This window comes from Spirosoma knui (genome assembly GCF_054780635.1).
Genome location: NZ_BAAGVY010000008.1, coordinates 193726 through 207684, shown reverse-complemented (window position 1 = coordinate 207684; position 13959 = coordinate 193726). Strand labels below are relative to the sequence as shown.

8 protein-coding genes are annotated in these 13959 nt (G+C 51.2%); all 8 read left to right on the top strand.

The window, feature by feature from the left end:
- Window positions 1-3: 3 nt before the first annotated feature.
- The 8 genes from ACYVIY_RS17605 to ACYVIY_RS17570 all read left to right on the top strand — a co-directional run bounded on the left by ACYVIY_RS17605 (window position 4) and on the right by ACYVIY_RS17570 (window position 13954).
- A complete protein-coding gene (locus ACYVIY_RS17605; protein ID WP_460977695.1) occupies window positions 4-3495 on the top strand; it encodes a SusC/RagA family TonB-linked outer membrane protein in 3492 nt (1163 codons plus the stop codon).
- Window positions 3496-3516: 21 nt separating this feature from the next.
- Entirely contained in the window at window positions 3517-5112 is a 1596-nt protein-coding gene (locus tag ACYVIY_RS17600) for a RagB/SusD family nutrient uptake outer membrane protein (RefSeq protein WP_460977694.1), read from the top strand.
- Window positions 5113-5190: 78 nt separating this feature from the next.
- On the top strand, window positions 5191-6138 hold the full coding sequence (locus ACYVIY_RS17595) for a metallophosphoesterase (RefSeq protein WP_460977693.1): 948 nt from the start codon (window positions 5191-5193) through the stop codon (window positions 6136-6138).
- A 486-nt stretch (window positions 6139-6624) separates the two neighbouring features.
- Window positions 6625-7716 carry a glycoside hydrolase family 99-like domain-containing protein gene (locus tag ACYVIY_RS17590; protein ID WP_460977692.1) on the top strand — a complete coding sequence of 364 codons (1092 nt, stop codon included), beginning with the start codon at window positions 6625-6627 and terminating at the stop codon, window positions 7714-7716.
- A gap of 39 nt (window positions 7717-7755) precedes the next feature.
- Window positions 7756-8949: an SGNH/GDSL hydrolase family protein gene (locus ACYVIY_RS17585; RefSeq protein ID WP_460977691.1), complete on the top strand. Its 1194-nt coding sequence runs from the start codon at window positions 7756-7758 to the stop codon at window positions 8947-8949.
- 560 nt (window positions 8950-9509) lie between these two features.
- On the top strand, window positions 9510-10232 hold the full coding sequence (locus ACYVIY_RS17580; protein WP_460977690.1) for a redoxin domain-containing protein: 723 nt from the start codon (window positions 9510-9512) through the stop codon (window positions 10230-10232).
- Window positions 10233-10237: 5 nt separating this feature from the next.
- The gene (locus ACYVIY_RS17575) at window positions 10238-10690 is read left to right on the top strand and encodes a DUF4395 domain-containing protein (RefSeq protein WP_460977689.1); all 453 of its coding nucleotides are present in this window, start codon (window positions 10238-10240) and stop codon (window positions 10688-10690) included.
- A 255-nt stretch (window positions 10691-10945) separates the two neighbouring features.
- The gene (locus ACYVIY_RS17570) at window positions 10946-13954 is read left to right on the top strand and encodes a SusC/RagA family TonB-linked outer membrane protein (RefSeq protein ID WP_460977688.1); all 3009 of its coding nucleotides are present in this window, start codon (window positions 10946-10948) and stop codon (window positions 13952-13954) included.
- Window positions 13955-13959: the final 5 nt, after the last annotated feature.

Below are 13959 nucleotides of genomic sequence, written 5' to 3'. Positions count from 1 at the left end.
CGCATGAAAAGAAACCTACTTCTCAGTAGCAGTTTACTCATTTTTGGTTTGGGAGCTCTTCCTTACTCAAAAGCGGAGGCCCAGCACTTTGCCCGACTTAACCGAGTTGTGCAGACGCGAGAAGACACGCAGCCCGGCAAGTCGACGGTGGTGGCATTGCCACGTCTTCTGAGACAGGTTGCCAAGCGGTATCAGGTCGAATTCAACTACAATTACCGGCAATTGAATCAGAAAATGGTCGACATCTCCGTACTTGGCCAGAAGCACGATAAACTCGAATCGGTTCTGAACGAGGTGTTAAGTCCGCTCGAATTGACATTCGAAAAACTAAGCGACGGCTCGTATCTGATCTATCCCAAACCTGCCGTTAAGCCAACCAACCGGGAGCAAACCAATGCAGGAACAGCAGCGGCCAGTCTGGTCAATACGAACCTGCAGACCAATATAAGCGCGTCTGCGCCGAAGGATAATACCATCTCGGGCCTGGTCAAGGATGAGCAGGGAAATGAACTGCCGGGTGTCAGCGTAGTGATTAAAGGAACCACACGGGGCACATCGACCGACAAGACAGGGGCGTTTCAACTATCGGTTCCCGACAGCCGGGCGGTACTGGTGTTCAGCTTCGTTGGTTATCTGAAAAAAGAAATTACGGTTGGTAATCAAACGGTGATCAACGTTACGTTGGCCCCTGACGATCAGTCGCTGGACGAAGTGGTTGTGGTCGGGTACGGTACGCAGAAGAAAGCCAACATGACCGGAGCGGTCTCCACGGTCGATGCCAAAGAGATTGAGAACCGGCCCGTGGCCAACGTAGCGCTGGCCTTACAGGGTTTGTCACCCGGCCTGTCGATCACCCGGACAACGGGCCAGCCCGGCGACGATGACGGCATTGGAATTCAGGTGCGCGGGGCTACGTCGGCGAACGGAAACGTAGCGCCACTGCTCATCGTTGACGGGGTGACCAATCCGGGGGCAACGCTGATGTCGCTGAATCCCAACGATATTGAAAGCATTAGTGTGCTGAAAGATGCCGCTGCGGCCGCCATCTACGGCGCTCAGGCTGCCGGAGGGGTTATTCTGGTGACGACCAAAAAAGGCAAACAGGGAAAGACCGTTTTCGAGTTTTCATCGATCACCGGTATTGACTGGGCCCTGAACGTACCGGATCGCCTGCCAACCTGGGAAGAGCTGACATTCAACAATATGGCCCGGCTCAACTCGGGAGCCGCGGCTGGCTATACCGATGAAACCATTCAGATTCTGAAGGAAGGTAAGATCACCTACCGCATCAACCCAAACGACACAACCCGGTACCAGTATTTTGGCAACGAGAGTATTGTCGATCAGATGCTTCGGAAAAATACGACGATGCAGACGTATAATATGTCGGCACGGGGTGGTACGGACAAATTGAATTACCTGATCTCGTTTGGCTACTACAACAAGCAGGGCGTTTTTAAGGTCGGGCCGGATCGAAACGACCGCTTCAATGTCCGGTTCAATCTAGGCACCCAACTCACCAAGCACCTGTCGCTGGATTCGCGGATCACCTATACCTTGCAACGTCAGGAAGCCTCGTCGGCAAACCTCAACGGGAATGGGGCTCTACTGTACAACGTGTATCGGTATTCCAGTTCTAACCCGCTATTGACCCCCGAAGGGCGTTATACGGCGGGTCATGGCGCAACGGCCTATGCCATTATGGACGCGGGGGGGTATAATAATTACAACCGGAATTTTTTCGATGGGGTCTTTACGGCCCGGCTGGCAAACTTCGCAAAAGGACTGGAATTAAGAGCTGTATACGGAACCCAGTACCGGCGGGGTGACCGGGACATCTTTAGCCGAACCGTTGAACGGTGGTACCGCACCGCTGTAGGAGAGATCCTGAATACGCCCAACCGGTATACGGTCTCTAAAGACCAGACCCTCAATAACAACCTGCAATTTCTGGCCGATTATGATTTTTCGCTTGGTACCAAGCACCGGTTTCATGTGCTGGGCGGTTACCAGTGGGAGTCCAGCCGACTCGAAAGTATATCTACCGGCGTAACGGCCCTCGCCAGTAATGATCTGCCTGCCCTGGGTTTGGGCGACGAAAACTCGAAAACCAACTCGCAGAGTGTATCGACCTATGCCTTTCAGTCGTATTTCGGGCGATTCAACTACAACTTTGCGGATAAGTACCTCTTTGAAGCTACCTTCCGGGTTGATGAAAGCTCGAAGCTCGCCCCCAACCTGCGCCGGAAAGCATTCCCGTCGGTTTCGGCGGGCTGGAATATGCACCGCGAACCCTGGTTCAATGTGCCGGTCATTTCCGAATTTAAAGTGCGGGGTTCCTGGGGAACACTGGGAGCGGCTTCGGGCATTGGTTATTACGACTACCTGGCCTTGCTGAACCGGGGCTCTGCGCTGGTGCTTGGTTCGCCCGAGGTAAAGAGTACGTATTTCGCCCAGACCGTTGTTCCCTCGTCGAACCTATCCTGGGAAACCATCGAAACTACGGATGGTGGACTCGACTTCGGCTTGTTTAAAAATAAGATTCAGGCCAGTTTCGATTACTACGTGAAGTTTAACCGGAACATGCTGACAGCCTTACAGTTACCCGCTACGTTCGGGGTTGGTACGTCGCGCATCAACAACGGTGAGCTGAAATCGTGGGGCTGGGAGGCTGAGCTGCGGTACCGCGAGCGGATCGGTAAGGATTTTACATTCTCGGTTGCGGCCAACGTATCGGATAACCAGAACCGGCTGGTCAATTTCGCGGGCCGACGCGTCATCTCGGCGGGAACGGTGGGAACGCTGGAAGGCTATCCACTGAACACGATCTGGGGGTACCAAACGGATGGGTATTTTCAGGCGGCCGATGAGGTGAAGAACTGGGCGTTTCAGGACAGCCGCACTGCTGCGGGCGATATTAAGTATGTTGATTTAAACGGGGATAAAAAAATTAACGTCGGTTCGGGAAGCGCTGAAGATCACGGCGATCTGATTTATCTGGGGACCACTCAACCACGTTATCTGTTCGGATTTAACCTGAGCATGCAGTGGAAAGGCTTCGATTTCACTACGTTCTTTCAGGGTGTCGGCAAACGGAATTTCCTGCCCACCCGCCAGGCGCTGGACCCGTTCATTGCCAGCTTTTATCAACCCCTGGCCATCCACCGCGATTTCTGGACACCCGAAAACCCTAACGCGTTCTGGCCTCGTCCGTTTACCAACGCCACCCACAACTACCTTACGTCCGACCGCTGGGTGCTCAATGGGCAATATCTGCGGCTGAAGAATATTCAGATCGGCTATTCTCTGCCTAAAACATTGCTGAACAAAGTGAAGATGGGAAGTGCCCGGATTTATTTCACCGGTCAGGATCTGCTGACGTTTTCGGGGCTTGGCCTTTTCAAAGGGTATTTCGATCCTGAGCAGCGCGACGGTGTTGCCGCCGATTATCCCTTCTTCGCCACAGCCGCCGTGGGTCTCAATATTTCATTCTAAGACACTGACTCTATCACGATCATGAAAACCATACAACTCGGGTGTATTCTGCTACTGTTCAGCCTGTTTGCCTGTGAGGTTGAGCGAATCCCCGAAACCCAGATCAGCGACCCCTCATTCTGGAAGTCGGAAACCGACCTCAAAAGTGCGGCTAACTACCTGTATACGTTCCTGCCGGGCTTCACCCTGGACGAAGTCTGGTCCGACAACGCCTTTGGCGTGCAGTCGAATTCAGTTGGCGATGGTACGCGGCTGGCTCCGGCCACCGCAGCAGATTATTCGCAACCATATCTGCTGATTCGGGCGGCCAACAACCTGCTCGAAAAAGGGCCACAGGCTGCCGTTACGCCGGTCATTCTCAATCGGTATCTGGGCGAAGCACGCTTCTTTCGGGCCTTCGGGTATTTACAACTGGTTCAGAAATACGGCGGTGTGCCGCTCATTCTGCAGACACTTACCGAAACATCGCCCGAATTAAGGCAGCCGGCTGCTACCCGTGATCAGGTGATCGATCAGATTTATCAGGACCTGGACTATGCGGCCACTAACCTACAGACGCCTACGCAGTTAGGCACGGCTGGCTACGGGCGAATTGCTAATACGACGGCGCTGGCATTTAAAGCGCGGGTGGCTTTGTTTGAAGGAACACGCGCTAAGTTTCACAAGTATGGCGATCCGGCTAAGCACCTCAACCTGGCGGTTACAGCGGCCAAAGCGGTGATGGATAGTAAGCAATACGATCTGTTTCCGAGTTACTACAACCTGTTTCAATACGCGGGTGAAGGGCGTCAGAACCTGGAAAATATCCTGGTGAAACAATACGGGACCAGCGCCAGCAATATCGTCCTGAACCACAACTACTCGCTCGATCTGTATACCGGCGGGGCTAATCCCACCAAGAGCTTAGTCGATAGCTACCTGATGAAAGATGGGTTGCCAATCACGAAATCTCCGCTGTATCAGGCTCCCGTTACGTCAGTTGATGTGTTCACGAACCGCGACGAGCGCCTGGCCGCTTCAGTGTTTAAACAGGGAGAGCCCTTCAACCAGGGCGCTACGTTTACCCCCCAGATGCAGTACAATAAAACGGCCTTCGCGCCTAAGAAATACTTCAATGCGAACGATTTTCTGACGCGTCAGGCCCTGCTCGACTGGGTGATTATGCGCTATGCCGAGGTGTTGCTGACGTATGCTGAAGCCCAGTTTGAACTGAACGAAAGCATAACCGATGCCAACCTCGAATTGAGCATCAACCGCCTTCGTCAGCGGGGGGGGATTGCTAAACTGACCAACGCGTTTGTGACGGCCAACGGCCTGGATATGCGGGAGGAAATCCGCCGGGAGCGACGGGTAGAGTTGGCTCAGGAGAACCTGCGCTACTGGGATCTGATCCGCTGGAAAACCGCAGAAATCGAGTTGCCGAAAGCCGTAATGGGAAACTACTTCTTTAAACAGGAGTTTGGTACCGCCGTTCCGGTTCAGTTAGATGCCGCTGGCTACGTTATTGTCCAGGGCGCTTCCTTCCGCCGGTTCGATCCGGCCAAAGATTACCTGTGGCCGTTTCCGGTTAATGAGGTTGGCCTGAATCCAGCCTTAAAACAAAATCCAGGCTGGTAATCAGTTTATTATCTTAACTCCTCTCCCAAAATAGGGGAGGGGATTCCGGAAGCTACTGCAATTAATGAATCGCATTTTATGACACGACGAAAGCATTATACCTTCTTATTACTGCTGATAACCAGCACGTACTGCTTCTCGCAGAAATTTACCATCCCCGTTCTTCCGGATACGCAGGAGGAAGTTGGCTCAAAACCAGACATGTTTTCCAGCCAGTTGAACTGGATTGTTCAGAAGAGAGATTCGTTACGTATTCCCTTTGTACTTCATGTGGGCGACGTAGTGAACTTCGATACCATTACGCATTGGCAGACGGCCAGTAAAATTTTTACTGTTTTGGACAGTGCTCGCATAAGCTATGCCATCACCCTGGGAAATCATGATACCGGAGCCGTTCGGTATAACGCGGGTAGCGCGGCCCCCGGTAATGTCAATCAGAATCTGCGGAAAACCGGCAAGTTCAATACGTACTTTCCTGTTAGTCGATTTACGAGTCAGCGGGGGCGGTACGAGGAAACGAAAAGTGATAATGCCTGGTATACGTTCTCAGCCGGGGGAAAAGACTGGCTCGTGATGGCCCTCGAATTCTGCGCCCGCCAGGGTCCGGTTGACTGGGCGCAGTCGATTATCCGGGATCACCCCAATCATAATGTGATTATCTTAACTCACTATCACCTGAACCCCGCCGGCGAGATCAGCACCCGAAATGCAGGCTACGGCGATTTAAGTCCGGCACAGATCTTTGATCAGTTGATTCGTAAGCATAAGAACGTATTACTGGTTCTGAGCGGTCACGTAGTATACTCGGCCTGGCGCGACGATCTGGGCGAGAACGGTAATCACATCTATCAGTTACTTCAGAACTGGCAATCGCAGGATCATGGCGGGGGGTATATCCGGCTTCTGGAAATCGATCCCGACGCAAGCACGATTTCGGCAAAGATGTATTCGCCTTACTACAACAAAACCTTGACGGATTCCACGGCTTTTTCGTTTTCGGGGGTGAAGTTTATCGACAAAAAATAAATGCGCCTGACGATGCCCCTGTGCACAAATAGCTGGACGACTGCCCTGACAGTGAGTGTTTTTAAGATTTTGCTCAGCAGCGGGATCGTGTGGGAACCACTGGTACTGGCGCGTGCCTGAATTAGGCTAACCAGACCAGTGCTGAATACACGGCGTGTTTGCCCTAATGGCAATGGACGACTCGTATCTGTCCACCGGGAGAGGGGACGGGGATGGTTGGTCGCTGCGTGAGGGGCATACGCGCAAAAGAATAGCTAATGCGGTGTCAGAGGAAATATACCGTTTTTAACGTAGGCTGATACCATCAAATACCCCACCCAACCTCCCCTTCGAGGGGAGGAGTTAAAACTAGCCAGTTCAAGAAGCTCCTTCCCTTCGAAGGGAGGCCGGGAGGGGTACAAAGGAGGTCTTACATATTGCTTTCGTATAGATCATTCGGTGCTGGATAGATCATTCGGTGCTGGTGCCCCTTAAACGAACTACGTAATGCGTTATAAACCGTTTTTATTCTTGTTTTTGACGACCTGCCTGCTCGGATCGTTGGTAAGCTTTACGAATGAAGTAAAGCTGAGTCGCGGCCAGCCGATGCAATTGGGCGCGTATTATTTTGATGGCTGGACCGGGCAAACCCCTATGCATATTCCCCGTGCTCTGGTCGATAGTTTCCCGGAGCGCGAGCCGATCTGGGGTTGGCTGACCAGTTCGCCCCGAGTCGTGCACGATCAGATTGACGCTGCCGCCGATGCAGGCTTGTCGTTTTTTAGCTTCTGCTGGTATTATCCAACCAACAACACCCCTAATTTTCAGAACGATCCCAAGAACCACGCCCTTGATCTGTATCGGAAAGCAGACAATAAAAGCCGACTGAAATACTGTCTGCTGGTAGCCAATCACCAGGGCTATATGATCGGCCCCAAAGACTGGAGCACAGTTTCAAAAGCCTGGCTTGATTTGTTTAAGGACCCTACTTACCTAAAAGCCAATGATCGCCCGCTGTTGATTTTTTTTAGCGTCAATACGTTGGTTAGCCAGTTTGGTACAACGGCGGCTGTCCGTCAGGCGTTCGATAGTTTGCGAACAGCCGCCGTTGCCGCAGGGCTTCCCGGTGTTTCCATCGCGGGATGTATATCGCCTAATCCGGCCTCGCTCAAACAAGCCCAGGAGTGTGGGGTCGATCTGTTAACGGGCTATAACTATCATTCAGCCGGTTTTGCACCGAACGTCACCGAAACGCCTATCGATAGCATGCGGACGGCCAGCTGGCGGTTATGGCAGAAATTCCGGGAATCGCCCATTCCCTACATGCCGACCGTTACGTTGAACTGGGACCCCAGGCCGTGGGCAAACCTGAATAAATCCTACCGGACTTCGCCCAGATACAAAGGGTTTTCAGCCAATTCGGTGTACAAGGATGTGCAACTGGCTAAGCAATGGATAACGGAAAATCCAGAAAAGACTGCGAAGGAAAAGATTGCCCTCTTATATGCCTGGAACGAATACGGGGAAGGTGCCTGGCTGACCCCCTCGCGGAACGCGCCCGACAATCCGCTGAATGGGGTGAAAAGAGGATTGAAATAATCGGCTTAAGCGACTTCGCTATTTTCTTTAGTACTGCCTGTGTCTGCCAACCACTATTGCCTAAAATCGCTCCTGTTACTTACTGCGTTAGTACTGGCAGGTGTTATTGGTAATCAACTCTTTTGTTATCCAGCGTATGCTGCCCAGTCCGGTCGTAGTGATACCCTGATTGTTGGCAAAGACACCCGTTTCAATAAAGCGCTGACAGCCAGTCATAGCCAGGGGTGGTATGGTAACGCAGACGTATCGTCCGCTGATGGTCAGGTGGTTGCGATGGATATAAACGTAGGAAAGCCCGGAGCCATTACGTTTGCCATCGGACTGATTGATCAGAACAATCTGTTTATTGTTGAACGTGAGTTTACCAGAAAGCTAGGAGCTGGCATAAATAAATTGACCCTGTACGAACCCATCAAATCGGGTCAGCAGATTTTGATCAAAACACCCGTAGCGGGGCTACGCTGTTACGTTGGGAGCGGGGGTAAACTGGTGTATACAGAAAAAGGATATAATGCCCCCTTATCGACCCGGGCGAATGCTACTCTTTCGTTCTCGTACCGCATTGCCCTGAACCAAACTAACACACCTGTCTCAACCGAAGCGGCCAGCCGTCCGGTACGCTCAACGCGTGCTTACAAAAACGTTCTGATAATCGGAAACAGCATTACCCGACATGGGTTGGCTCCCTACTGGTGGGGTAACTGGGGAATGGCGGCCAGCACCGCCGAAAATGATTTTGTGCATGTGCTGGTCGGTTTACTCCGGCAACAAAATCCTTCACTAAGCTTCTCGGTCATACAGGCCGCCAACTGGGAGCGTAACCACGAAACGTTCGCGTTGAGCGCTTACGATACCGCCTTTATCCGCCAACCTGATCTGGTGGTTATCCGTTTGGGCGAGAATGTTCGGGACGTAACGAATTACAAAACGTCATACCTGAACTTATTGACGTACATCCAGCAAAAAGTACCAACTGCTACGGTAGTGACAACTGGAAGCTTCTGGACCAATGCGGCTAAAGACATGGTCATGTCAGAGGCTTCAAACGAAGCGGGCGTACTGTTCATTCCCTTATCTAAGCTCGATACAAAGGAAAACAAGAGCAATATGGGAGCAGTGGTAGGTGGCGAGGATAGGGTGGAGCATCGCGTCGATCATACCGGAGTGGCAAATCACCCGGGTGATTTAGGCATGAAACGAATTGCAGAAACAATTTTTAGTCGACTGCCTTAAGGAAATGGAATCGAAGGTGGTCGATCAGCGGGGGAGAATAGGATGGGCTAGCTAATCTACATCATGCCGTAACGAGTACCAACATCTTTTGACTAGTCTATCGAGATTAGGGGGTTGATTGTCAATGCATTGCACGGATTAGGTTTTGCCGGTTTTCGTAAAGTTTTTTCGAAAAAAGCTTGCGTAACATAAAATTGGTTTTCACCTTTGCCCATGAACTTAATCGGCTGATACTTGAAACGGCCCATTTTTTATCATGAAAACGCAAACCATCCGACCGGTCCTCTCACTTGAAACTTTTGTTTCCCGGTCGCGAATGTGCGTTACCCTACCCGTTTATAAGACGGCCTGTTGTTGATAGACAACCAGGACTTTGCCTGACGCCAAGCCTTTCTGATCACTCAAGAATAATGCTGTATAGCTGTCTAACTTCAAGAATCCTTTTATATACTATATTAATCTATTAATTACATAGAATAGATATAATAATGGGGTTAAAATGAAACGGGCAGACGGGAGAAACATAAATTTTGAAAATAACAACTGAACAACACATATCTATGACACTCGAATTTGAAAATGAATTAGGTGAAATCCGATCTATAGTCACCAAAACTCGTCGGGCTCCTGTTTCAGTCAGTCCATTGACAACCGGCGACACTGCGCCATTCTTTAATCTGACGGGTGGTTCAGGCGATTGGCGGGCTTCGCTGTTTAATTATCCGACTCCGGGACCAACTGTGTCGCTGCTGGACCTGGTCACGACAAAACCGGTGGTGGTGAGTTTCTATTGCCCTTGCTGGGGACGTTACGCTGGCCCTTACCTGGACTCACTGGTGAAACTCAATGAATCGCTTCTGGAGCTGGGTGTAGAACTGGTGGTGCTATCGAATGAATCTCCGCAATCGCTGAGACGGCAGGGGAAAGAGATGAATTTCCTGTTCGCGCACGATACTGACCTGCAAGTGTCACGTCAGTTTGGGGTGTACAACGAAGATAGTCCCGTTTGGGATCGGGTGTCGGGTATATCGGATGAAGCGTTTATCCCAGCGTTATACGTGATTGATCAGGACCGCCAAATCGCTTATCACCACATAGACGAAAACTTCGATACGCCTTTTGATATGGAGACCGTCGTAGATCAGGTGCAGGCGCTGAGCTCAGCAACGCCAGCGTTTATCAACGAGCCCGAAGAGGCTTTAAATCCATATTCACGAAGTTTTTTCGCGCTCTGGCTACTCGGCATGTTGGCCATTGCTGGTTCGCAACTTCTTAATGTCTAGATCGAATGGCTAACGAATCGATAGTGTGCCCAACAGATGGCATACAGGTAAATGAAAACAAAGTACGTACGGTCGCCTTTCTGGTGCTATTGACAGCCCTGGCGTATCTCTTAACAAACAACGTTGTGTTAATTGGGCTGTTGGCGGTTGATTTTGGTCTGCGCGCCTTCAATGCAGGTAAGTTTAGCCCATTCGGAATCGTAGCCGATGGGGTGGTGAAGCTATTTCACCTGCCCTACAAAGGCACTGATCAGGCGCCTAAACGATTTGCTGCCCGCATTGGCTTGGCGTTCGCCGTGAGCATTGGCCTGTTTCAGGTCTTTGGCTGGGGCACAGTCGCCTTAAGTAGCATTCTGATCATATTTGCTGCTTTGGAATCGCTGGGCGGGTTCTGCGCTGGCTGCTATGTGTACACATATTGCCACCGCTGGTTTACATCCAATTCCTTCCGCTCATAAACAGATAATATTAATTCGCTCAACTCTAACTAGCTACACAAAATGACTTTTTAAAGGGAACACATAGTAAACCGTTGGCGACGCTGACGTTAGAACCTGAAACACGTAAATAAAGCAAGACGTATTCGGTTAACCTGCTAGCTGCAACTGGCCGGTTTACCAAGAAAGAAAAAGCCAGGATGGCTGCAACCACCCTGGCTGGTTCACAAACAAGGCTCTGACAAGCCTCATTCTATCACAAACCAATACAAAGTAATGCAAAAATTTTTATATGCATGGGCAGTTTGGCTGCTCACGTATGGTTGTTTGCTGGCACAAACAACCGCACCTCAAGGACGTCAACTGTCGGGGACTGTCCGAACCGAAAGCGGTGAACCGCTGCCGGGCGCTAATGTGGTGCTGAAAAATCAGACCAAAGGCACATCAACCGACGCCAACGGACGTTACACAATCAACGCTGGCCCAGGTGAAATATTGGTAATATCGGCCATTGGTTATCAATCGACTAATCTAGCCGTTGGCAATCAATCATCCCTCGATGTACAACTAAAGGAGTCAACCTCACAGTTGAATGAGGTTGTGGTGGTAGGCTATGGTACTCAGGACCGAAAGAACCTAGTCGGCTCGGTAACGCAGATTAACGCCGAAGAAGTAAAAAACCGGCCAGTGGCTAGTTTCGATCAGCAGTTGCAGGGGCGGGCGGCTGGTGTTCAGGTGGGTGCCAACACGGGCGTACCGGGCGACGGCATATACTTCCGAATTAGGGGCTCTACCTCGATCAACGCCAGTAATGACCCGCTCTACGTTGTTGACGGCGTCTTTGTCAACAACCAGTCGTTACAGAAGATCACTACACAGGGGCAGGCCAATAACCCGCTGGCCGACATCAACCCAGCTGATATTGAGTCAATTTCCATTCTAAAGGATGCCGAAGCAACGGCAATTTACGGCGCCCGGGCAGCCAATGGCGTTGTGGTCATTACGACCAAGCGGGGTGCTTACAACGCCAAAACGAAGGTGACGCTCAATGCTGCTGTTGGTCAGGCGTGGGCTCCTAAACTTTGGAATTTAGTAACGGGGCCCGAACACGCAACCCTGATTAATGAAGCCTGGGCGAACGATGGTAAATCACCTGAAACACGCCCGTTCCGGCCTAAATCAGAAGGGGGACGCGGTTTGCCCGAAGAACAACAAACCTACGATCGGTTAGGGGATATCTTCCGGACGGGTGTTCTCCAGAACTACGATCTCTCCGTGTCGGGTGGGAATCAGCACACTCGCTTCTATCTGGGTGGAGGATACACAAGCCAGCAGGCTACGCTACGAACCAATGATTTTCAGCGATCTAGTTTCAAACTTAACCTCGATCACGACCTGACTGACCGCATCCGTATTGGTACGAGCAACATTATGTCGCAGTCAAAACGGACTAACGCTCGTGTCGGCGACGGGCCACAAGGGGGGATTTTGCAGGCGGCTCTCCATACGCCGACGTATCTGCCCAAGTTCAATAGCGACGGTACGTACGGCAAATGGGCTGGTTTTGACAACCTCGATGTTTTGATCAACAACACGGACATGAATTCGACCAGTACGCGCTACATTGGTAATCTATATGGCGAGCTGGACATTATCGAAGGACTGAAGTTACGTAGCAGTTGGAGCCTTGACTACAACGACTATAATGAGTATGAGTACTGGAACACACTGACGAACCGGGGTAGTGCCAGTAAAGGCTTAGCTACGTCAAGCATCAGCAAAAACACTGTCTGGATTAATGAGCAGACGTTGACCTACCGCAAAACGTTTGGCACCGACCACTCATTTGGGGCTTTGGTCGGGAACTCTGTGCAGGGAAATGTGTCGACGCAAACACTAGCACAGGGTACGAATTTTCCGTCGGATGCTTTCAAGCAGATTACGTCGGCGTCGGTAACCACTTCATCATCAAACCGGAATCAGTCGAGTCTGGTGTCTTTCTTCGGACGGGTGGACTACAATTTTGCCCGGAAATATTTCGTGGAAGCCAGCTTGCGAGCCGATGCCTCGTCGCGGTTCGGCGCTAATCGGCGCTGGGGCTATTTCCCATCGGCGGGTGTAGCCTGGCAGGTGAAACAAGAGGAATTCTTGCGGGACGTAAGCTTTTTGAGCGACCTGAAACTACGAGCCAGCATCGGCTGGACGGGTAACCAGAACGGCATTGACAACTACGCATCGCGCGGCCTTTGGGGTGGTGGCTACAACTACCAGGATAACCCCGGTACGTTTCCGGTGCAGCTCGCCAATCCTGATCTGAAATGGGAAACCACTCGCCAGGCCAATATCGGGCTGAACGTAGGGTTATTCAACAACCGTATTGGTTTAGAAGTCAACGCGTATTCGAAGTATACCTACGATTTACTGTTACAAGTACCACTGGCCCAGAGTTCAGGCTTTGCGAGCATTTACAAGAATGACGGCGAAATCAGCAACCGGGGCCTTGAATTTGCGCTCAATACGCTCAACGTCAACAAGAATGGCTTCCAGTGGAATACTAGCTTCAACATCGCGACCAACGTGAACCGAGTGGAAAAGCTGTCGATCCCCGTTGATGCCAGCTACTCCGTTGAACGACTGGCGCAGGGACAGCCTTACCACGCATTCTTTGTTTATAAGCAACTGTATGTTGATCCGAAAACGGGCGACGCCGTGTATGAAGACGTGAATAAAGACGGTGCCATCACCGTAGCCGACAAGCAGTTCTACGGCAGCGCGTTACCAAAGTTCTTTGGTGGACTGAACAACACTTTCTCCTACAAGGGCTTCGACCTGTCGGTCTTCTTTAATTTTCAGTCTGGTAACAAGGTATTCAACTCGAACCGGTTCTTTCATGAGTCAGGCGGAACGCGCGACGACCGGCGGGCCATCAATAAAAATCAGTTGAATCGCTGGCAGAAAGAGGGGGACATTACCGACGTACCCCGACTGACTACGCAGGGCAACAATTACAACCTCAATCCAATCAGCCGCTTTGTGGAAGATGGGTCGTTTTTACGGCTGAATTCGGTGGTGCTGGGTTACTCGATTCCAAAATCGATTCTTCGCAAGATTGGCGTGGCCTCGGCGCGGATCTACTACAACGGCTCTAACCTGCTGCTGCTAAGCAACTACCAAGGGCCTGATCCGGAGGTGAACGTAACCTCCAGCCAATCCGTCCAGGGATATGACCTTGGAACGCCCCCACAACCACGCACCGGCCAGTTTGGACTGAATCTGACACTTTAACGTGA